The organism is Accumulibacter sp., from assembly GCF_023806635.1.
GTDB lineage: Bacteria > Pseudomonadota > Gammaproteobacteria > Burkholderiales > Rhodocyclaceae > Accumulibacter.
The window spans coordinates 17,437-39,344 of sequence record NZ_JAMTDQ010000041.1 but is presented as its reverse complement, the minus strand read 5'-3'; the positions used below and the strand labels follow the sequence as shown (position 1 = coordinate 39,344).

Below are 21,908 nucleotides of genomic sequence, written 5' to 3'. Positions count from 1 at the left end.
AGGGTGGCTTGCCCCTGTCGTCGGAATGGCCGGTCGTCTATCATTGGGCGTCGAACATCTGGCACAGGACGAGACTGCTTGATGAGTTTCCTGCGCACCTGCTGGCTCCTTGGTCTGCTCTTCGCGGCGTGCGCCGCCGCCTGCCCCGCGCTCGCGAACGACGGGACCGATCCGCAGCCGCGCGCGGCGCTGCGCGTGTTGATCGACGACAACTATCCACCCTATGTCTTCCGTGATGCCGGCGGCACGCTCACCGGTTACCTCGTCGATCTCTGGCGCCTGTGGGAGGAGAGGACCGGCGTCCGCGTCGAGTTGCAGGCCAGCGACTGGGAAACGGCGCAGCGGCGCATGGCGGAGCGCCAGGGCGATGTCCTCGACACCGCCTTCAGGACGCCGGAACGTGAGCGCAGCCTCGATTTCTCGCCGCCCTACGAAACGATCCCGGTGGCGATCCATACGCATGGCAGCATCGGCGGCATCGTCGATACCAGCACGCTGCGCGGGTTCATGGTTGGGGTGAAGGCCGGTGATGCCTGTGTCGAGCACCTCGCGGCTGCCGGCATCGACGCTGTCCAGCCCTTTGCCAGCTACGAGGCGCTGGTGCAGGCGGCGATCGACGGCAAGGTACGCGTCTTCTGCCTCGACGAGCCGCCGGCCAACTACCTGCTCTACCGCAAGAATGCCGAGGAACTCTTCAACAGGGCATTCACCCTGTACGCCGGCGACTTCCACCGGGCCGTACACAAGGGGGACGCTGCCAGCCTGGCATTGCTGCAACGTGGCTTTGCCGCCATCTCCCCGGCTGAAGAGCGGCGTTTGCGGGCGAAGTGGATGGGCACGCCCCTGTTCGCCTCGCCGCGCACCCGCCATCTCGCCTACGCCCTGCTTGTCGGTTCGCTGGTCGGCGCCGCGCTCCTGGTCTGGGTGTTCACCCTGCGACGCGTCGTTCGCCAGCGCACGGCCAAGCTGGCGGCGACGCTGAACGCCGTTCCCGATCCGATGTTCGAGCTTGGACTCGATGGCATCTGCCATGAAGCCCATACGCTGCGCGCCGGGCTGTTGCCTGCTCGCTCGACCGACCTGGTCGGCCGACGGGTGTCGGACGTCCTCGAGCCCGCTGCCGCCGCCACCTGTCTCGCTGCCCTGCGCGAGGCGCAGGCCAGCGGCTACTCGGCGGGCCGCCTGCTCGCGCTCGATCTGCCGCAAGGACGGTTCTGGTTCGAGCTGTCGGTGGCGCGCAAGGCGCAGGCGGGCGGTCGTGAGCCGCGTTTCGTCGTCCTCGTGCGCGACGTCAGCGAGCGCAAGCGGGCCGAGGCCGCGCTGCTGCGACGCAGTGAGCAGCTCGAGCTGATGTCGCGTGTCAGCCAGGAGATCAACCGCCGCCTCGACCTGGCGGTGATCCTGCGCCAGCTCGTCGTCGCGGCGCTCAAACTGGTCGGTGCCGGTGGCGGCGCCGCGGCACGCCTGCAGGAAGACCAGATGGTGTTCCGCGAGTATTGCCGCGCCGGCGAGTGGCTGCCGGTCGACTATCGCTTCGCTGCCGGCCACGGCGTGCCGGGACGGGTGCTGCAGACGCGTTGCTTCCACCTCAGCAACGATGCCGCGAACGATCCCTGGGTCATTCCGGAGATCCGGCGGGCGATCGGTTTCGCCAACCTGCTGGACATCCCGATCATCGGGCGTGACGGTGAGCTGCTCGGCTGCTTCGAGATTCACGACAAGCCGGGTGGTTTCGATGCCGAGGATGTGGGCGTGTTGCAGGGATTGGCGGCGAGCGCGGCCGTCGCGCTCGAGAACGCCGCCCTGCTCGCCGAGCGGCAGCGCGTCGAGGTCGCCCTGCGCGAGAGCGAAGCGCAGCAGGCTCTGGTTCTCGCCAGCGCCGCCTGCGGCATCGTGGCGACCGACCCAGATGGCCTGATCACGCTTTTCAACCCCGGCGCCGAAGTCATCTTCGGCTACCGCGCGGACGAAGTGCTCGGCCGCGCGACGCCGATGCTGTGGCATGATCCCGACGAAGTCAGGGCGGTGGCAGTGGCGCTGCGGGCGACGCTCGGCATCGACGTCGAGGCCGGTTTCGATGCGCTGGTCGTCCGGGCACGGGTCAGCGGCGAGGCCGACGAGCGCGAGATGTCCTGCATCCGCAAGGACGGTCGCCGCATCAGCGTGCGCCTGGCGGTGACCGTCATGCGTGACGACGGCGGGCAGCTCAAAGGCTACCTCGGGACGGTCGTCGACGTCAGCGAGCAGAAGCGGGCAGCGGCGGAGCTCAATCTCGCCGCCCAGGTGTTCGAGCGGGGAGGCGAGGGGATCGCCATCACCGATGCCTCCTGCCGCATGGTGATGGTCAACCGGGCGTTCACCCACATCACCGGCTACAGTGCTGCCGAGGTGCTCGGTCGCAACCCGGGCATGCTCGCCTCGGGGCGGCACGATGCCGCCTTCTTCCGCGGCATGTGGGAGGCGATCGAAAGCGAGGGATCGTGGCAGGGCGAGATCTGGAACCGGCGCAAGGATGGCAGCGTCTATCCCGAGTGGCTGTCGATCAGCCGTGTCGAGAGCGAAGGGGTGACCACGCACTATCTCGGCAGCTTCATCGACCTTACCCGGCACAAGGAGGCGGAAGCGAGCATCCAGCGGCTGGCCCATTACGATGCGCTGACCGGCCTGCCCAATCGCAGTCTGCTTGCCGAGCGGGTGCGGCATGACCTCGCCCGTGCGCATCGTGCCCGGGAGCCGCTGGCGCTGATGTTCCTCGATCTCGACCGCTTCAAGAACGTCAACGACTCGCTCGGGCACCAGGTCGGTGACGAACTGCTCGTGCAGGTGGCCCGGCGCCTGCGGAGGGCCGTGCGCGATGACGATACGGTGGCCCGGCTCGGCGGCGACGAGTTCATCGTCGTCCTGGCGAACACCGATGCCGATGGAGCGGCGCATGTGGCGAGCAAGTTGCTCGAGGTGACGGCACCGGCCTATCGCGTCGGGCAGCACGAGCTGAGTTGCACGATCTCGGCGGGTATTGCGATGTACCCGGCAGATGGCGACAGTTTCGAGAGCCTGTCGATGTGCGCCGATACGGCGATGTATCGCGCCAAGCAGGTCGGCCGCAATGACTACTGCTTCTTCACGGTCGAAATGCAGCAGCGTTCGGCGCGCACCCTGCAGATCGAGAACGAACTTCGGCGGGCGGTCGAGCTCGGCCAGCTGAGTCTGCATTTCCAGCCACAGTTCGCGCTCGACGATGGCCGTCTGCTCGGCGCCGAGGCGCTGCTGCGCTGGCAGCATCCCGAGCTGGGGATGGTCTCGCCGGCCGAGTTCATCCCGATCGCAGAGGACTGCGGGCTGATCCTTTCGATTGGCGAGTGGGTGCTGCGGATGGCGGTGCGGCAGATGCGGATCTGGCATGGGAGCGGACTGCCGGAGCTGGGTGTGGCGGTCAATCTGTCGGCAATGCAATTCCGCCAGGCGGGCCTGCCCGCCCTGGTGGCACGGATTCTCGACAACGAGGGGCTGCCGGCGCACTTCCTCGAACTCGAGCTTACCGAGAGCGTGGCGATGGACCAGCCGTTGGCAGCGATCGTCACCATGGACCAGTTGCGTGCGCTGGGCGTGCGGATGTCGATCGACGATTTCGGAACCGGTTACTCGTCGATGAGCTATCTCAAGCGCTTCCCGGTGCACAAGCTGAAGATCGACCGCTCGTTCGTCGCCGATCTGGCTTCCGACCCCGATGACGAAGCGATCGTCGCGGCGACGATCAGTCTGGCGCACAACCTGGGCCTGCAGACCATCGCCGAGGGTGTCGAGAGCGAGGCGCAACTGGCGTTCCTGCGGGCGAAGGGTTGCGATCAGGCACAGGGCCACCTGTTCAGCCAACCGCTGCCCGCCGCTCGCTTCGCGGCGTGGGCCACCCGGCCCGCCGGCGCGACATGGAGGGGCGAATGACGGCCAAGGGTGACGGAGGTCCTTCCCAGGCCACGCCCGGCCGCGTGCTGTCGGTGATGGTCGTGGACGACCATCCGGCGCTGCGGGCCGGATTGCGCAGCCTCATCGAATCCGACGCCGGCCTGCGGGTGCTGCTCGACGTGGCCAGCGGCGAGGCGGCTTACGGTGAGTACCGGGCGCTGCGCCCCGACGTCGTCGTCATGGATCTGAGCATGGCAGGCTTCGGTGGAATCGAGGCCATTCGACGCATCCGGAGCGTGGATCCGCAGGTGGCGATCCTCGTGTACAGCGTGCATGACTCGCGTGTGCTGCTCGATCGGGCCTTCGAGGCAGGCGCGTTGGGTTTTGTCACCAAGGGAAGCGACGTCGATAGCCTGTTGCTGGGCATCCGCACGGTGGCGAAGGGTCAACCCTTCGTCAGTCCCGACATGGTGCCGACCCTCATCCAGCGGCAGCGTTCGCCGGAGTCCGCGCCCTTCGGCACGCTGACGCAACGTGAGTTCCAGGTCTTCAGGCTGCTCAGCGAGGGTCACTCACAGGCCGAATGCGCGCGCATCCTGCACCTGAGCAGCAAGACGGTGAGCAACCATGTCACCCAGATCAAGCTCAAGCTGGGCGTCGCGAGCCTGGCGGAAATGGCGCGCCTGGCGATCCGGCAGGGGTTGGTGGAACCCTGACGGAGGTCCCGCGACCCTTCGCGCGCGATGGTCGCCGCGGCAGCGCCTGCTCGTGCCGGCAGCCCCCTGCGCCGAGACGACAGGGAAATTTTCCCGTACCGATCGGGAGTCTCGTCGCTGGCCGTCGGGGCCGCGCCGCGGCAGAATCGGTGCATGAAGTCACCGCGATGCGCTCGCTGCCGGCTGCCGCCAGGACAGCTTCCCTTCGACCGGGACAGTCGATGATCGATCTGCTCTTCGACCTGTTCGCCAGTTTCTACGAGCGAGGAGACCTCGCCAGCGCCGAGCACATCGCCGTGAAGATCAGGCAGGCGGTTCCCGAAGATGCCGTTCCGCCCTGCTGAGGGCCGCTCGTCCGCAGCCGGGCTGCGGTGACGCGCCGGCTGCCGTGTGCAGCGCGCAGCGCGCCCCAGACGAGCCTCGTGCGGGGACTCGTCGGACGCACGCTTGCGACGCCGTCGGCAGGATGCCCTCAGACGTTGGGGACGATCACCCGTATCCGGGTGCCGCAGCCCTTGCGGCTGCTGACCTGCAGTGTACCGCCGAGAGACAGGACGCGTTCGCGCATTCCGAGCAGACCGAAGCCGGCGTGTGCCGCATCCATCTCCATGCCTGTGCCATCGTCGCGGACCACCAGGCGCAGCAACTCGCCCTCTGCCGACCACCTGTTGCCCAGGATCAGTCGTACGCGGTGGGCCGCAGCATGGCGGGCGATGTTGCTCAGGCACTCCTGGACGATGCGATAGAGTGTCACCCGGACCTGCTTTCCTTCGCAGACGAGGTTCGGCGGCAGGGAAGCCTGCCACTCGATTTCCGGGTGCTGCTGTCCCCAGTTGTCGATAAGGGTGCCCAGTGCCTCGGCGATTCCGGGCGAGTCGAGAAGACTCGGATGCAGGCCCTCCATCAGTCGGTGCGACACCTCGTAGATGGCATGTGCCGAACCGTCGATTGCCACGGCGCTGCGCCGGATCGCTTCGGGGTCGCAGCGCTCGTTGCGCCGCAGCGCGCCGGCAAAGGCACGAATTGCCGTCAGGTGCTGCGACAGTTCATCGTGCAACTCGCGGGCGAGGTCGGCGCGCTCACGTTCCTGCAGCGCGATCAATCGTCGCACCAGGCGCGTATTTTCGTCGAGGAGGGCCTGCGTGGCCTTCTCTGAGTGGTTCCGCTCGGTGATGTCCTGTACCGTGCCGATCATGCGCCGCGGCTGGCCATCCGCCGCGCACTCGAGTTCGCCGAGGCCGTGCAGCCAGCGGATGGCTCCGTCACGCGGGCGAATGATCCGGTACTCGCAGTCGAAGACGCCCCTGTCGCGGACTGTCCGTCGGACGTGGTCGACAACCTTCTGGCGATCGTCGGCATGCACCATCTGCAGCCAGGCGTCGGTCGTATGCTCGTGCTCCGGGCCGACCCCGAGGATTCGCTCGAGCATCGGGCTGCCAAGCCATTGCCCGGAAGCGAGGTCGGCCGTGTAGCTGCCGAGGCGGCCCACCTCCTGGGCGCGCTGCAGGGCCTGTTCGCCGGCCTTGATCGGCGTGACGTCGGTGACCTCCACGAAGAAGCCCTGCACTTGGCCATCGACCACATCGGGGATGTACCGCGCCAGGGAGTGGCGCAGCGCGCGGCCATCGGGCGACGGGATGGCACGTTCGAACTGTTGCGCACTGCCGCACAGCACCGCCTCGATATAGGGCGCATTGAGGCGGTATCGTTCGTCACCGATCACTTCCCGGATGTGCTTGCCCGGAATCGTCGCCGGGTCGATACCGAACCAGTCGCGGTAGGCGTGGTTCGCGAAGCGGTTGCGCAGCCCGCAGTCCCAGTAGCCGATCATCGACGGCAGACTGTTCAGAACCGTCGCCAAGTCGGGCTGCGGGCGCTGGTGGTTGTCGACGGCGGTCTCGGTACGCTCGCGTCGGTCGAGCGCACGATGACGGACCGCTGCTCCGCGGCGTGGCGCCGGCAAGGGTTCCACGCGGCATTCGCACCAGCGTTCGCCGCCGGGTGCGTCACACGGATACTGCAGGGCGAACCAGGTCTGTCGCCCGGCCAGCACCTCTTCCAGACCCCGCAGTGCGGCAGCGGCCAGGACGTCGTCGACCGCCGCCCGTCGCACGGCGGCGAGGTAGTCGATGCCGCGACCGTCAGCCAGCTCGGCGCTGGCGCCGCTGCCATGGGCAAAGTCCCGCCACGCCTGATTGACGCTGAGGATGACCCCGCGCTCGTCGAGCACGGCGATCGAGTCGGCATGACCGTCGGCGAGCGGGCTGGCGGGCTTCGTCGTTCTCATCATGGCGGCATTATTGCCGAGAAGCCGCGCGATATCGAGCTGCCTGTGCGACCGGGCCGCCGCTCTTCGTGCCGGCGGCCGGGAATCTTTCCCGCCTTGCCCGGGACTCGTGCCCCTTGAGGCGGCACCTCTGACGGTACAGGATGCACGACGAGTGGTGGCGGTTCGTGCGCCGACTGGACAACCTGTGCGAGGTGAAGGTGGGTGGATGAGCAACAGCTCTGAGGCATGCAGGAACGAGTCGTGCTCCGCGACCGCGGTCGAAGGACTCGCGATGGCTGCGCCTCTGGGCGCGGCAGGGGGCCGCCATGAGAGGTCGCCGCAGTGTGGCCGGCAGGTGCCGGCGAAGGCCGACTTCGATGTTGCCGGCTGGCTCTCCGCCGACACCGTCAGGGGCATCGCCATCATCGACGCGGGCTGGCGGATCGTCCGTATCAACCAGTCCTTCATCAGGATTACCGGCTATGGTGCCGTGGAATCGCTTGGCCGCGACGCAGGTTTCCTGTTCTCGCCAACGGACGATGCCGGCATTCACCGCCGTATCCGGTCATCAATGGCAGCGCGCGCTTACTGGCAAGGCGAGGTCTGGAGCCGGCGCAGCGACGGCAGCGCGTATCCGCAATGGCTGACGATCAGCCGCGTCGATGGCGACGGCATGCAGATGCACTATGTCGCGAGCTTCGTCGACATCACGCGGCACAAGGAGACGCAGGCGAGGATGCTGCACCTGGCGCACCGAGATCCGCTGACCGGGCTGGCCAACCGCAGCCTGCTGGAAGAACGGGTCAGGCATGACCTCGCCCGTGCTCATCGCGGCCGCGAGTCGCTGGCCCTGATGTTCATCGATCTCGACCGCTTCAAGAGCATCAACGACGTCCTCGGGCACCGCGTGGGCGATGCGCTCCTGGTACAGGTGGCGAAGCGCCTGCAGGGCGCCATGCGCGATGGCGATACGGTCGCGCGGCTCGGTGGTGACGAGTTCATCGTCGTCCTGCCGAACACCGATGCCGATGGCGCCGCGCATGTGGCGGCCAAGCTGCTCGAGACGGCGACACCGCCCCATCGCATCGGGCGACATGAACTCCTGTGCACGATGTCGCTGGGGATCGCGATGTATCCGGCGGACGGAGAGAGCTTCGCCAGCCTGTCGCTGTGCGCGGACGCAGCGATGTACCGCGCCAAGCAGGGCGGGCCGCACCACTATTGCTTCTTTACGACCGAGATGCAGCGACGTGCGGCGCGGGCCGCCATGATCGAGAACGATCTGCGCTCGGCGCTCGACAACGGCCAGCTGTGCCTGTACTACCAGCCGCAGGTTGGCCTCGCCGACAAGCGCCTCCACGCAGCCGAGGCGCTGCTGCGCTGGCAACATCCCGTCCTCGGGGTGGTGCCCGCGGCCGAGCTGATCACCATTGCCGAGGGCTGCGGCCTCATCCTCGATCTCGAGGAATGGGTGCTGCGAGCCGCGGTCCGGCAAGTGCGGCTCTGGCGGCAGCTGCGTTTGCCGCCGCTGCGCGTGACCGTCAACCTTTCGGCGGTCGAGTTCCGGCAGGCCGGCCTCGCCGATCTGGTGGGGCGGATTCTTGCCCAGGAGGACTTGTCGCCGCGCTTTCTGGAACTGGAGATCAGGGAGCACGTGCTGATGGGTCAGCCATCCGCGGCACTGGCAACGGTCGACAGCCTGCGCGCGCTGGGGGTGCTGCTGTCGGTCGACGGATTCGGCAGCGGCCGTTCTTCGCTCGCTTGCCTCAGGCGCCTGCGCGTGCACCGGATGAAGATCGATCGTTCGTTGGTTGCCGGTGTGGTAACCGACGCGGACGCCGCGACAGTCGTCGCCGCAACGGTCGGCATGGCGCATGCGATCGGCCTGCAGACGGTTGCCGTGGGCGTCGAGAACGAAGCGCAAAGAGCATTTCTGCAGCGTAGCGGGTGCCAGCAGGCGCAGGGCCATCTGTTCAGCCAGCCGTTGCCGCCCGGGTGCTTCGAGTCCTCGCTGCGCCGGCTCGGCCCGCATGTCGTACCCATCGGCAGGCGCCTGGCACAGTCCGGAAGAGGCGGCTGAACCTCGCCGCACAGCGGTGTCGAGCGCGGGCGGCGACCGTCTCGTCAGGTCTTCCGTGACTTTCGTCACCGTCGACCCTTGTCGTCCGGCGGGAAAATGAGTTCACAGACTTGCGGCGACGCCAGCGCGGCTGCAGTGGCGGGTGCGCGAAGCGTATCGTCGCCCATGCTCGACTGGACGGACCTGCAGCCGCTGCCGCATGTACGGTCGGTGTGCGGGTCGGTCCGGCGGGCAGCGGCTGGGGGTGACGCGGCTGCTGGCTCGCGTCGAGCGGGGTGCGCGTGCTGCCGGACGGGGGCAGCTGGCGACTGAGCGGGAAAGGGGTTGCAGATGGAACATTGCAGACACGAGCTGCCTGATCTTCGGGATCCGTTGGCCGCCTTCGTCGCCAGCGCCTGTGCGGGTGACACGGCGGCGATGCGGGCACAGGTGGCCGGCGGCCTCGACCTCAACGGCTACGATCAACTGGGCGACACCATTCTGCAGCACGTGATCACCGCCCTTGAGCCGTGTCCGGTCTTGCGGCGCTATCAGGCGATCAGCGAGCTGTTGCAGCTCGGCGCCGATCCGGGTGCGGTTGGCCGCGATGGTGCCAGCCCGCTGTTCCAGGCCTCGATGAACATGGACAGCGGTCTGCTGCGCATTCTGCTCGACGCTGGCGCCGACCCCAACGCCATGCTGCGCATCCTCGCCGGTGCCGGTCGCGGTTCGCCGCCAGCCGGTGCCGACCGTCGTTGCGAGCAGTCGCTTTACGACTGGGCCAGGTTTGCCTACTGCTACGAGGTGTGGGGCGGCCGCTTGCCCGGGCAGGCCGGTCCGAACGACAGCCAAAGCGAAGAGGACTGGCTCGAGCACGTCGATCGCCTCGCCCTCAGCCACGGCAAGCGGAGGCCCGACCACCTGCGCCTGCTGCGGGAGCGCGGCGCCCTGCGGCTGGCCGAACTGCGTCAGCGGGCGGAAGCCGGGCGGACGCCGCAGCGGGCCGGGCGCCACGGCGCCGTGGCCGGGCGGCGCCGCGAGGACCGTCCTGCTGGCGCGCAGCGCCTTCCCGACGGCTTGTCGCTGCCCTTTGCCTGAGACGCGTGGCGCGAGCGGCAGGTCGTGGCGCTGTCCGGGCACCGAGCATGCGAACGGCCGCGGTCGTGCGGGGTGCGGTCGGGGGCCAAGGCAGCACGGGGTCGCCTTGCGCGTCGTCTGCTATAGTTGGGCCTCCGAGGTTGTGAAGCTGTCGACTGCGCGACCGCGCTGCGGTCGCGGGGAGGAATCAGGGATCACGGATGAGCCGGCGTCTGACGATCGGGCCCTTCAATCGTGTCGAGGGTGACCTCGAAGTCACGCTCGATGTGGAAGCCGGTCGCGTCGTTGCCGCACGTGTCAGCTCCTCGCTCTACCGTGGCTTCGAGCACATCCTGATCGGCAGGCACCCGCTCGACGCGCTGGTCATCGTGCCGCGCATCTGTGGCATCTGCTCGGTCTCGCAGTCGGCTGCCGCAGCGGCAGCCCTCGCCGACGCCGCGGGACTGGAGATGCCGGCAAATGGTCGCCTGGCGAGCAACCTGATCCTGGCCTGCGAGAACTTGGCCGATCACCTGACACACTTCTATCTGTTCTTCATGCCGGACTTTGCGCGCGCAGCGTATCGCGGTCGTCCGTGGCACCGGCAGGCCGAGCAACGCTTCAAGGCGACGGTCGGCGAGGCTCTGCGTGAAGTTCTGCCGGCACGCGCCGATCTGCTGCGTCTGATGGGCCACCTCGCAGGCAAGTGGCCGCACAGTCTGGCGCTGCAGCCGGGGGGCACGACGCGGGCCGTCACGGCTACCGAGAAGGTCCGTCTGCTCGCCGTGCTGCGCGACTTTCGTGGCTTCCTGAGCCGGGTCGTCTTCGGCGATACGCTGGAGAACGTCAGCGCCATCGAGTCGGGGGACGCGCTCGCGGCCTGGGCAAGCGGCAGGTCGGCGGACTTCGCGCGTTTCGTCGAGATCGCTGCCGATCTCGGCCTCGGCGCGGTCGGACGGGCGAGCGACTGCTTCCTGAGCTATGGTGCCTATGCCACGGTCGATGCCGCCGCGACCTCTGCCGGCACCGCGGACGCCGCCGCGGGTCATCTCTTCAGCCGTGGCATCTGGCACGGTGGCTGGCGGCCGCTCGTCGCCCGGTCGATCAGCGAGGACGTCGCGCATTCCTGGCTGTTCGGCGAGCAGGCGCTGCATCCGGCAAGCGGCGAGACGCGACCGCTCATGGGCGAGTTCGCCGAGAAGCCGGCGGCCTACACCTGGTGCAAGGCGCCACGTTACGAAGGAGGGGTTGCCGAAACGGGTGCGCTTGCCCGCCAGCTGGTCGCCGGGCAGCCGCTGCTGCGGGCTCTGGTCGCGGCCAGCGGTGGCAGCGTCCTGGCACGGGTCTGCGCGCGCCTGCTGGAACTGGCGCTGGTGGTGCCGGCGATGGAGCGCTGGGTGCATGCCCTGGCACCTGGCCAAGCCTTCTGTGCGCACGCGGCGATTCCCGACGGGGCCAGCGGCGCCGGGCTGGTCGAAGCCGCACGCGGCGGGCTCGGCCACTGGCTGCGCATCGAGAAGGGTCGCATCGCCAGCTACCAGATCGTCGCCCCGACAACCTGGAACTTCTCGCCGCGCGACGCCGCCGGTGTTCCCGGGCCACTCGAGCAGGCGCTGTCGGGCCTGGAGGTGGCCGACGGCGAAGAGCTGCTCCTGCTCGTGCAGCATGTCGTCCGTTCGTTCGATCCGTGCATGGTGTGCACCGTGCATTGACCGGAGAGCGGGCCGGCCGCTACGTCGCCGTCGGGCTGCTGGCGAGAGCAGCGCTCAGCCAGACGGGAAAGGCTCTGCTCCGCTCAGCGGCGGTGCTGCGGCATCCTTGGCGGCGACGACCGGATTGCCCTGCAGCGGCCATTCGATGCCGAGCTGCGGATCGTTCCAGAGCAGGGCTCGTTCGTGCTCCGGCGAGTAGTAGTCGGTCGTCTTGTAGAGGAACTCGGCGGTCTCCGACAGCACCAGGAAACCGTGCGCCAGGCCCGCTGGAATCCAGAGCTGTTTCCTGTTTTCTGCGCTCAGCCGATGCCCTTCCCAGCGGCCAAAGGTCGCCGATCCGTGGCGCAGGTCGACTGTGACGTCGAAGACGGCCCCGTGCACGACCCGAACCAGCTTGCCCTGCGCTTTCGGAGGAAGCTGGTAATGCAGCCCACGCAGCACGCCGCGCGTCGACAGCGATTGATTGTCCTGCACGAACTCGACGGCGAGGCCCGTAGCCTCGGCGAAGGCGCGTGCGTTGAAGCTCTCGAAAAAGTGCCCGCGCTGGTCGGCGAACACCCTGGGTTCGATGAGCAGCACGTCTGCGATGCCGGTGGGGGTTACGATCATTACGCGATCCTCTTCGCTGGGTCAGTGGCGGGGGCGAGGCAATGGTACCCTGTGTTCGGGTCGTTTGCCGCATGTTTCGACCGCCGGTGGTGCACGGCGGCCGGGGCGGCCGGCTTCCTGGTTTTCATCCTCGGTCAATGGTGCTAGAGTGCCGGCTCTTCCCGGGGAAAGAGGGGCCGCTCAGGCAGTGAGCAAGGAATTCGACTACGAAGAGGCTTTCTCACGAAATATTGGCTGGCTGACGCGTGCCGAGCAGCAACTCCTGCGCGGCAAGCGTGTCGCCATCGCCGGCCTCGGAGGGGTCGGCGGATCACATCTGCTGACACTGGCTCGCCTGGGGGTTGGGCGTTTCCATGTTGCTGACTTCGACCGCTTCGATCTGGCCAACTTCAATCGGCAGGCCGGCGCGACGATGAGCACCCTGGGCAGACGCAAGGTGGATGTGCTGATTGCGCTGGCGCACGACATCAATCCCGAAATCGAGTTTGAGACTTTCGATCAGGGGGTTCACGATGACAACGTCGACGAGTTCCTGCGCGGCGTTGACGTTTACGTGGACGGTCTCGACTTCTACGCCTTTGCCGCACGCAAGGCCGTTTTCGACGGCTGTGCCCGACACGGCCTGCCGGCGATCACGGTGGCGCCACTCGGCATGGGAGCTGCCCTGCTCAACTTCATGCCCGGAGGGATGACCTTCGAACAGTACTTCCGCTGGAACGGTTGCTCGGAAGAGGAAATGGGGCTGCGGTTCTTTGTCGGACTGGCTCCGGCACGCTTGCAGCAGAGCTATCTCGTCGATCCGAGCACCATCGACTTCAAGGGGCGTCGGGGCCCTTCGACGCCGATGGGCTGTTCGCTCTGCGCCGGCGTCGCGGCGAGCGAGGCGCTGAAGATCCTGCTCGGTCGCGGGAAGATCATTGCCGCCCCACGGGGCGTGCATTTCGACGCCTATCGCAACAGGGCGGTCACTACTTGGCGCCCGGGCGGCAACGCCAACCCGATCCTGCGGTTGATGATCGCTCTTGGGCGGCGGCGTTCGGGTTGAGGGCTCGTGAAGAAGTCGTCGCGAGCAGGCCGGGATGCAAGGCGCGAGCGAGCGAACGACGGGACATGTCAGATCGATAGACGAGGCGTGAGCGACTGAGCAACGCCGCGGATCGCTCGCGCAGTGGATTGATTCACTACCTCTGAGGGGCTGTTGATGGGCGCACTCGCCGATATCCTCGATTTCGCGCGCTGGGCGCCCAGCGGCGACAATACCCAGCCTTGGCGCTTTGAGCTGGTGGGGCCAGAGCATGCCGTGATCCATGGTTTCGACACCCGTGATCATTGCGTCTATGATTTTTCTGGACGCGCCAGTCAGGTATCGCTCGGCGCTCTCCTCGAAACCATCACCATCGCCGCCAGTGGCTCCGGATTCGTGGTCTCGGTGCAAAGACGCATGCACCTGCCCGACACGCGGCCCACGTTCGACGTCCATTTGCAGGCGGGCGCCGGGGTCCGCGCCGACCCGTTGATGGATTCGATCCGGGTGCGCAGCGTCCAGCGTCGCCCACTGAGCACCAGGCCATTGCGAGCCGAACAGAAATCGGCGCTCGAGGCTGCCGTCGGGCCGGATCACAGCGTCTTGTGGCTGGAATGCTTCGCGGATCGTCTGCGAATGGCCCGACTGCTGTTTGCCAATGCGCAGATCAGGCTGACGATGCCGGAGGCGTACCCGGTGCACCGCGACATCATCGAATGGGGCGCGCGGTTCTCCGAAGACCGCATTCCCGACCAGGCGCTCGGCCTCGACCCGGTCACGACGCGGGCAATGAGATGGGCCATGCAGAGTTGGGGGCGAGTCGACTTTCTGAATCGCTTCATGGCGGGCACGCTGGCGCCCCGGATTCAGCTTGACCTGATTCCGGCACTGGCCTGCGCTGCGCATTTCGTCATCGTGGCCCGGGACGAGCCGCAGGCTGTCGAGCATTTCGTTGCAGGCGGCCGGAAAGTCCAGCGATTCTGGCTTACGGCCACACATCACGGCCTGCAGCTTCAACCCGCCTACACGCCGCTGGTGTTTGCCGCCTATGTTCGCGCCGGTGTGCGATTCTCGGTGGCGCCTGCATTGTGGGGCCAGGCCGTGCAACTCACCGCCCGGCTGCAGGAGACGATTGGCGTGGAGCACGCAGGACGAGCGATCTTCATGGGCCGACTTGGCTTTGGCTCGGCTGCCAGGGCGCGCTCGCTGCGGCTGCCGCTGGACAAACTTCTGGTCCGAGCCGGCTAGCGCCGCGCTGCCGAGATCGACTGCGCGCCAGGCATGATCGGGCCTCGTCCTGCCCCATCTGCCCCGGCAACGCGCCCCACTCGCGCAGATTTCTTCACGGGTTCCGCACACCTCCAGTTCAGGACCCGCTGCGCAGCAGATCGGACACCAGACTGCGAAAACGCATACGGGCGTCGAACTGGCGAATCTCCGTGGCGGCGGCGGTCGCTCGTGCCCGCCAGACCGCTTCGCCGAGGATGCGTGCGACGCTGGCCCTGATCGCCGCAGCGGTCACCGTTCCGGAGCGCAGGCTGATGCCGCAACCAGCGTGCTCGACCTGCTGCATCGTCAGATACTGGTCCATGTTCGACGGAATCCCGATGACGGGGCAGCCCTGATCGAGAGCCTGGTAAACTGATGCACTGCCGCCGTTGCAGATCATCAGGGCGGATCGCGCCGCAGCAAGGGTGCCCGGCAGGTAGTCGGCAACCCACGCACCGTTGCCGGTAGGCAGCTGCACCTTGCGCCCGGCGGTTGCCACCATCACGCCGAGTTGCATTTCCTGCAGTGCCTGCATCGCGACCGGCAGGACGTCGAGCTGCCCGGTCGAGCCGACGTTCAGGTACACCAGCGGCCGATCGCACCGCAACTCATGCCACCAAGGCGGCGGATCGATTTCGGGCGACCAGATGATCGGTCCCAGATATGCGTGTGTCGGCGGCAGCCCGACAGTCGGCGCAAGGGTTGGGATGTCGGCATACCAGGTATGATCGCCATCGGTATAGACCTGCCGAAGATCGGCTACCGCAGGCAGACCGTGCTTCTCGCGCACGGCGTTCAGCGGGCGCGCATGCCGGGCAAAGATGATCGGCTGCAGCTTCCTGAACAGGGTGCTGGCCAGCCTGACGCCGAGCAGGCGTGCAGAGATGTGTTCCGGCAAGGGGAATCCCGGATGACTGGCGTAGGGGCTCCAGTGCGCGTTGCTGATGGTCACATAAGTCTTTCCCGCCAGTCGCGCACTGACGGCCAGCGAGACGCGAAAGTCGCCGACGATCAGGTCCGGTTGATTCTTTTCGATGATTCGCAGATCCTCGGCGACATAGCGCTCCAGCCGGCTTCGTTCGAACAGCGGGGCGCCACGCGCCAGTCTCTGCATGAATTCCCCTGGGCTCATGCTCTCGATCGGATGACAGGCAAAGCCGGTGCCAGCCAAGGCGAACGCGAACGACTCGCCGGCGGCAAACTGCACCTCGTAAAGCTGCGGATCGAGAGCCTGGGCGAGCACCAGAGGACGCGCCAGATGGGCCAGCGATACGGTTTCGGAAAAGAAAAGGACGCGCCGACGGCGTCCGGAGAGCGAGGTCATGACTCCTTGCCGGGCTTGCCAAAGAGGCCAAAGCGGGCAAGTTCGGCCACCGTCCTGTCGTAGCCATCGCTGCCAGTCTGCAGCCTTGCCCAAGCGACGAACTCCTGCATCCCAGCGTCCAGATCGACCTGCGGTACGTAGCCGAGAAGCGTGGTGGCTCGTTCGAGGTCAGCGAAACATGAGTGAATGTCGCCAACCCGGAACTCAGCCGTATCGAGGAGCGTTGCCGTCGTGCCGCAGGCTTTGGCCAGTGCTTGCGCCACATCGACAACCCGGCATTCGCTGCCGGTGCCGATGTTGATCGCCGTTCCCGGCTCTACATCCGCTTCAAGTGCGAGCCAATTGGCCCGCGCCACATCGGAGACATGAACGAAGTCCCGACCAGGCTGGCCATGTTCATAAAGCGATATCGGCAGCCCCAGCGCCAGCCGGTTGTAGAAGATCGAAACGATTCCCGTGTACGGATTGGTCAATGATTGCCGCGAACCAAAGACGTTGAAGTAGCGCAGGATGGTGACTGGCAGACCGAAGACCTGGGCGGCGTACTGTCCGTAGTCCTCCTGATGTCTCTTGGTCCACGCGTACAGGGAAACCGGCATCAGCACCCGCTCCTCTGCGGTCGCCACGGAATGCATCGGCTGACCGCACAGCGGACAGCGCACGTCGAACAAGCCGTTCTCCAGATCACTCCTGGTTCTTGGCGGAGCCAGTTGCAGACCGTGTTCGCGGCAGCGATGCGTCCCCTCGCCATACACGGCGCGCGACGATGCGACCACGAGGCGCCTGAGCCGGGCTCCCGTCCGGATGATCGCCTCAATCAGCGTCGCAGTACCCCCATTGTTCGTTGCCACGTAGCTGCGCATGTCGTACATGCTCTGACCGACGCCGGTCAAGGCGGCAAGGTGATAAACGGCGTCGACCCCATGCAGGGCGGTAGACACCGTATCGAGACAGCTCACGTCACCATGCAGGAGTTCGATACCCAAGTCGCGCAAGTGCGCGGGGAACGCAGCCCCTGGGCCGTGAATCTGCGGGTCGAGGCAATCCAGTATCCGCACCGCGTGACCGCGCCGTACCAGAACTGCGGCCGTGTGCGAGCCGATGAATCCTGCACCGCCGGTGATCAATATCCGCATGCCGTCCCTCCCCGCTGCGCGACGACTTCCCGATGTCCGCTCGGTCCCGCCGCCCAAGAGCCCGGCGCATTATCACCGATCCGATTGCCGGCCGCCAGTGGCAGCAGCGCAGGCAGGACATCAGCAGCGGGCAGTCGGTGCCGCTTGGCGAAAAAAAAACGGGGGCCTGATGGCCCCCGCCTTGCTTGGCAGCAACGCCATCGCGCTGTCAGGCCTTTCTGCTCTTGCCCGCGCGAAGGGCCGCGAGGCCCATGCCGAGGAGCAGCAGCGAGCCCGGTTCGGGAAGACTGCGGCCATCGATCGGGCCATTCGGATCGGTCTGGAAGATGATCGACGGACCGGAAGCGACGAGGCCAACGCCGGGAATGAAGGACGAACCGCCATTCACTGGACCGATCTGAGCCGGGGTGGCATAAACGACGTTGTTCATGACGTCGTCGAACTGCAGTGCCGGATCAACGGTCGTGAAGGGCAGGTTCTGGCTGATGTTGTCGAGCAGGAACGAGGTGATCAGGAAATTCGGGAAGAAAGCATCACCTTCGGGTGTCGTCTGCCCGCCGGTAACCGCGAGGTTGAGGGCGGAACTGGCACCGGCACCCGTGACGGAGGTCTGACCGGCCCACGCCGGAGGCGTCGTCGCGTTCGCACCGCCGATCGGAGCGACCAAGCCAGTGGTGGAAAAACTGGAGATGAAGCCACCCTGCGGGCCGACGGTGCCGTCGAACACCTTGTCTCCATCATGGAAGCCCGTGCCCGCCAGGTCGTTCGACTGCACGGTGCCACCACCCAAGGTGTCATAGTACATCTTGAAGTAGTTCGTGCCCCCTGGCAGGAAGCTCAACAGCGCGACGTTGGCACCGCCCGCGGAGACCGCGGTCGTGATGCGCTCCTGGAAAGCGGTCACGAAGGTGACTTCGTAAGCCGAGTCGAGCCCTGGTGTCGCAATCGCGCCGTTGGCGCTATTGGCGAGGCCGCGCAGGCGGCCCTGGGCGTAGACCGTGAAGTCGCAGCTGTTGGCCGGGCAGGCGCCACCGGAGTTGACCCAGTTGGCGAAAGCCTGGTTGCCGCCCTGAGCCATCACGTTCGACGGAGCCCAGTCGAACTGGGCAACGCCGGTGGCCGAGACACCATCGTTGTAGAAGTTTACGTTCACCGGCGCGGCCTGCGCGGCCGCCGGCAACAGGCCCACAGCGACCGCTGCGGAAAGAAGTTTTACCTTGGAAACAGTCATGACGATTTTCTCCCAATGATTGTCGCAGCTGTCGCGTGCGCAGTCCCATCTAGCAAGGATCGGGCCACATCTCGGCATGAATTCAACAACAATTTGATTTAACGGCAAGAAAAACTATTTTTCGGGCTTCTCTAGGGAACCCGGCAGGGCGTCCTCAGGGGCGCGTGTAAAAAATTCCGACACTTTCCGTGGGGTGACCGCAGGCTCAATCGGCAGCCGCGAGCCCGACTGGATCACTGCCGCGCCAGCAACACAGCGGTGACGCCCGGTCTTCGGCCACGCTTCCGAAGGTGGGAGGGGAAACGAGGACGGCGGCCGTGCCCGCATCTCTGGCGACGCCCCGTGGGGCGTCGCCAGCCGCGTTGCGTACGGCGGCTCAGGACTCGCGCTTGCGGTTCGCCCGCAGAGCTGCCAGACCCATGCCGAGGAGCAGGATTGAGGCCGGCTCGGGAAGGTCGCGGCCATTGATCGGGCCGTTCGGGTCCGTCTGGAAGATGATCGACGGGCCGGAGACGCGCCACTGGCCGCTGAGGGGGTCGAAACTCGTGCCGCCGTTCAACAGGCCGATCTGCGCCGGGGTGGCGAAGATGGCATTGTTCATCACGTCATCGAACTGCAGTGCCGGGTCGACAGTGGTGAAGGGCAGATTCTGGCTGATGTTGTCCATCAGGAACGAGGTGATCTGGAAGTTCGGGAAGAAGGCATCGCCTTCGGGAGTCGTCTGCCCGCCGGTGGCCGCAAGGTTGAGCGCTGAACTCGCGCCAGCACCGTTGACCGTCGTCTGGGCACCCCACGCCGGAGGCGTGGTCGAATTGGCGCCGCCAATCGGCGTGATGTTCGCAGTGGTCGCGAAGTTCGAGACGAAGGCGCCCTGTGGCGCCACGGTTCCGTCGAAGACGAGATCGCCATCATGGAAGCCGGTACCCGCGAGGTCGTTCGACTTCACCGTGCCACCACCGAGGGTGTCGTAATACATCTTGAAGTAGTTGGTGCCGCCCGGCAGGAAGCTGAAGAGAGCGACGTTGTTGCCACCAGCCGAGATACCAGTGGTGACGCGCTCCTGGAACGCCATCATGAAGGTCACCTCGTACCCGACATCCAGTCCGGGCGTCGGGATGGCGGCGTTGGCGCTGTTGGCAAGGCCGCGCAGGCGGCCCTGGGCGTAGACCGTGAAGTCACATCCGTTGTTCGGGCAAGCGCCACCGGAGTTGAGCCAGTTGGCGAAAGCCTGGTTGCCGCCTTGCGCCATCACGTTCGCTGGCGCCCAGTCGAACTGGGCAACGCCGGCAGCCGTGACGCCATCGTTGTAGAAGTTGACCTTCACCGGCGCTGCGTGCACGACCGCCGGCGCCAATCCCACAGCCACGGCTGCGGAGAGCAGTTTGATTCTGGAAGCCTTCATTGAAATTTCTCCTGAGGTGGTCGCATCGATAAGTATGCGTTATCGACGAAGCAAGAAACAGGCCAGATATGGTCGGAAAATTGTAGGGCAATGGTTTTATGGAATAATCAGCTTTCCGGCGGGGCGCTCGTCCCGCTGCAGGCGACGCAGGTGTAAAAGAATCTGACACCCAGGACAGATGAGCTGGTACCAGGAAATGGACGCCAAGAGTTCTCTTATCTTGACCTTGTGAAGGTTGGACATGAAGAGAATGAATCGGAGTGACCCGCCGGAGCTTCGGAAGGGGGCGATGCAACACGTGGTCGATGGCGGGAGCAGGGCTCCGGCCGGTGCTCGGGCTGGCCTGTGGAGACGACGGTGAAAACGTTGGCGAAGCGCATCGCGCGGGCGCGCCGAGGCGTTCCCCGGGGCCGGGAAGCGATCGTCCAGCGATCAGACCGGAGCGCCCGTTGCCTATCGACACCCTCTGCACGGACCGCATACCACCCGCCCAGCCAGCGCTCTCTTGCCACCAGCCCCCGGCAATCTGACCGCGCCAGCGGCGAAAGTGGAGGGTTCCGGCAAACAGCTCCGACTCGGCAAGGTCATGCGTCAGCGCCGTCAGCGCCGTCAGCGCTGCGGCGCTTGACGAGCTTGACGAGCCCTTGAATTAGGACGATCTTTGTGCGACAGTCGCCGTTGTCCTTGCTTGGCATCGCGTCGAGCCTTCTTTCGTGCGGTTCTCTGCATTGGGCGCGCAGTGCCCGTAAGGACACTACCCCCCTGCCGACCATGCGCTTACAGACAGCTTGCCTGCTCCCGCTGACCGGGTCCCGACCCTGGCTAACCTATCTTGTGTCCGCTTGCACGCGGCCACTGCGTGTCGATCTGCAGGCGCTCATCGCCGGGAAGGCCTGAGCCAGTGCGGACCATCGTTCTGGTCTTCCAGGTTGCTTGGAGAAATGTCGTCAGGCAGCGACGGCGCGCCTTGATTGCTCTGTCTGCGGTAAGCTTTGGCATCATTGCACTGATTCTCGCTGGCGGCTTCATCGACTGGATATTTTGGGCCATGCGCGAGAGCACGATCGAGTCGCGCCTTGGCCATGTTCAGGTGACCCGACCCGGGTACAAGCTTGCCGGGCATGCCGACCCGTTCTCCTACCTCTTGCCTAAGGATGCTCTGGAGCTGGAGATCCTGAAGTCCTTGCCCCAGGTCAGGGCGATTGCTCCGCGCCTTGTTTTTGGCGGCCTGATCAGCCACGGCGACGCGAGCATTTCCTTTCTCGGAGAAGGAGTCGACTCCGAGCAGGAGGCTCTGGTCAGCCGGGCGCTGACGGTGGTACGCGGCAGGAATCTCGCCGCCGACGACGACAAGGGAGTGATTCTCGGGCTAGGGCTGGCTGCCAGCCTCGGTGTGAAAGTCGGTGACAAGGTCGTGCTGTTGACCAGTACCGCAGCGGGCGGCATCAATGCTGTCGAGGGCTACGTTCGTGGAGTCTTTGTCACCGTTACCAAGTCCTATGACGATACGGCCCTGCGCGTGCCGATTGCACTGGCACGCCAGTTGCTGCGGACCGAAGGGTCGCACGTTTGGGTGGCTCTGCTGGACCGGACGGAGAGCGTCGATGGCGTCTCCCACGAGCTGGGCCAGCGCCTTTCCGGCGAGGCGTTCGACGTCACCCCCTGGCATGAGCTGGCCGACTTCTACAACAAGACGGTCGAGTTGTTCTCGAGGCAGGTGTTGATGGTCAAGCTGATCATTGCGGTCATCATCGTGCTGAGCATTTCCAACACCCTGATCATGAGTGTCCTGGAACGTACCGGGGAGATCGGCACCTCAATGGCGCTCGGCATGACCCGCGATGCGGTGATGCGCCAGTTCGTCGTTGAAGGCCTTTGTCTGGGGGTCATTGGAGGAGGTGTCGGCGTGTCCGTCGGCGTCGCTTTGGCGCACATCGTGTCGACGATCGGTATCCCGATGCCGCCGCCACCAGGGATGACCCAGGGCTACAAGGGGGAGATCCTGGTCAGCTGGCGCCTCATTTCCGGCGCCATGGAGCTGGCCCTCGGGACGACACTGGTCGCCAGCATCTACCCGGCTTGGAAGGCGTCGCGGATGGTGATCGTCGATGCGCTGCGCTACAACCGCTGACCGTGCCGCTGCGTGCCCTCGCACGCGCGTACTCCGGGGGCGCGAG

15 protein-coding genes are annotated in these 21,908 nt (G+C 66.1%); 9 read left to right on the top strand and 6 right to left on the bottom strand.

Annotation, left to right across the window (positions count from 1 at the left end; genetic code table 11):
• Positions 1-81: 81 nt before the first annotated feature.
• The 3 genes from NFW30_RS07005 (at position 82) to NFW30_RS06995 (ending at position 4,963) form a co-directional block, all read left to right on the top strand.
• Positions 82-3,942, top strand: coding sequence for an EAL domain-containing protein (locus NFW30_RS07005; RefSeq protein WP_295353667.1), 3,861 nt, complete (start codon positions 82-84; stop codon positions 3,940-3,942).
• Complete coding sequence (locus NFW30_RS07000; protein ID WP_295353669.1) at positions 3,939-4,619, top strand: response regulator transcription factor; 681 nt, start codon at positions 3,939-3,941, stop codon at positions 4,617-4,619. The genes NFW30_RS07005 and NFW30_RS07000 overlap by 4 nt, the downstream gene beginning before the upstream one ends.
• A 221-nt stretch (positions 4,620-4,840) precedes the next feature.
• On the top strand, positions 4,841-4,963 hold the full coding sequence (locus NFW30_RS06995) for a hypothetical protein (protein WP_295353672.1): 123 nt from the start codon (positions 4,841-4,843) through the stop codon (positions 4,961-4,963).
• A gap of 128 nt (positions 4,964-5,091) precedes the next feature.
• Here NFW30_RS06995 and NFW30_RS06990 read toward each other — a convergent pair whose 3' ends face one another.
• The gene (locus NFW30_RS06990; RefSeq protein ID WP_295353675.1) at positions 5,092-6,909 is read right to left on the bottom strand and encodes a PAS domain-containing protein; all 1,818 of its coding nucleotides are present in this window, start codon (positions 6,907-6,909) and stop codon (positions 5,092-5,094) included.
• 271 nt (positions 6,910-7,180) lie between these two features.
• On the opposite strand from NFW30_RS06990, the gene NFW30_RS06985 reads away from it, so the two are divergent.
• From NFW30_RS06985 to NFW30_RS06975, 3 genes are all read left to right on the top strand, one after another.
• Positions 7,181-8,968 carry an EAL domain-containing protein gene (locus NFW30_RS06985; RefSeq protein WP_295353678.1) on the top strand — a complete coding sequence of 596 codons (1,788 nt, stop codon included), beginning with the start codon at positions 7,181-7,183 and terminating at the stop codon, positions 8,966-8,968.
• A 330-nt stretch (positions 8,969-9,298) separates the two neighbouring features.
• The gene (locus tag NFW30_RS06980) at positions 9,299-10,045 is read left to right on the top strand and encodes a hypothetical protein (protein WP_295353680.1); all 747 of its coding nucleotides are present in this window, start codon (positions 9,299-9,301) and stop codon (positions 10,043-10,045) included.
• 200 nt (positions 10,046-10,245) lie between these two features.
• Positions 10,246-11,736 carry a nickel-dependent hydrogenase large subunit gene (locus NFW30_RS06975; protein WP_295353683.1) on the top strand — a complete coding sequence of 497 codons (1,491 nt, stop codon included), beginning with the start codon at positions 10,246-10,248 and terminating at the stop codon, positions 11,734-11,736.
• Positions 11,737-11,790: 54 nt separating this feature from the next.
• Here NFW30_RS06975 and rfbC read toward each other — a convergent pair whose 3' ends face one another.
• Positions 11,791-12,345: a dTDP-4-dehydrorhamnose 3,5-epimerase gene (gene rfbC / locus NFW30_RS06970; protein ID WP_295353686.1), complete on the bottom strand. Its 555-nt coding sequence runs from the start codon at positions 12,343-12,345 to the stop codon at positions 11,791-11,793.
• Positions 12,346-12,532: 187 nt separating this feature from the next.
• Between rfbC and NFW30_RS06965 the strand changes: the two genes are divergently transcribed.
• Both NFW30_RS06965 and NFW30_RS06960 read left to right on the top strand, forming a co-directional pair.
• A complete protein-coding gene (locus tag NFW30_RS06965) occupies positions 12,533-13,390 on the top strand; it encodes a ThiF family adenylyltransferase (protein ID WP_295353689.1) in 858 nt (285 codons plus the stop codon).
• 156 nt (positions 13,391-13,546) lie between these two features.
• Entirely contained in the window at positions 13,547-14,617 is a 1,071-nt protein-coding gene (locus tag NFW30_RS06960; RefSeq protein ID WP_295353692.1) for a molybdopterin biosynthesis protein MoeY, read from the top strand.
• Between the two features lie 118 nt (positions 14,618-14,735).
• On the opposite strand, the gene NFW30_RS06955 is transcribed toward NFW30_RS06960, so the two are convergent.
• The 4 genes from NFW30_RS06955 to NFW30_RS06940 all read right to left on the bottom strand — a co-directional run bounded on the left by NFW30_RS06955 (position 14,736) and on the right by NFW30_RS06940 (position 19,731).
• A complete protein-coding gene (locus NFW30_RS06955) occupies positions 14,736-15,962 on the bottom strand; it encodes a nucleotide disphospho-sugar-binding domain-containing protein (protein WP_295353695.1) in 1,227 nt (408 codons plus the stop codon).
• A complete protein-coding gene (locus NFW30_RS06950) occupies positions 15,959-17,098 on the bottom strand; it encodes an NAD-dependent epimerase/dehydratase family protein (RefSeq protein ID WP_295353698.1) in 1,140 nt (379 codons plus the stop codon). The genes NFW30_RS06955 and NFW30_RS06950 overlap by 4 nt, the downstream gene beginning before the upstream one ends.
• A gap of 208 nt (positions 17,099-17,306) precedes the next feature.
• Positions 17,307-18,329, bottom strand: coding sequence for a PEP-CTERM sorting domain-containing protein (locus tag NFW30_RS06945; RefSeq protein ID WP_295353701.1), 1,023 nt, complete (start codon positions 18,327-18,329; stop codon positions 17,307-17,309).
• A gap of 376 nt (positions 18,330-18,705) precedes the next feature.
• On the bottom strand, positions 18,706-19,731 hold the full coding sequence (locus NFW30_RS06940) for a PEP-CTERM sorting domain-containing protein (RefSeq protein ID WP_295353704.1): 1,026 nt from the start codon (positions 19,729-19,731) through the stop codon (positions 18,706-18,708).
• A 967-nt stretch (positions 19,732-20,698) separates the two neighbouring features.
• On the opposite strand from NFW30_RS06940, the gene NFW30_RS06935 reads away from it, so the two are divergent.
• The gene (locus NFW30_RS06935) at positions 20,699-21,862 is read left to right on the top strand and encodes an FtsX-like permease family protein (protein ID WP_295353707.1); all 1,164 of its coding nucleotides are present in this window, start codon (positions 20,699-20,701) and stop codon (positions 21,860-21,862) included.
• Positions 21,863-21,908 lie beyond the last annotated feature (46 nt).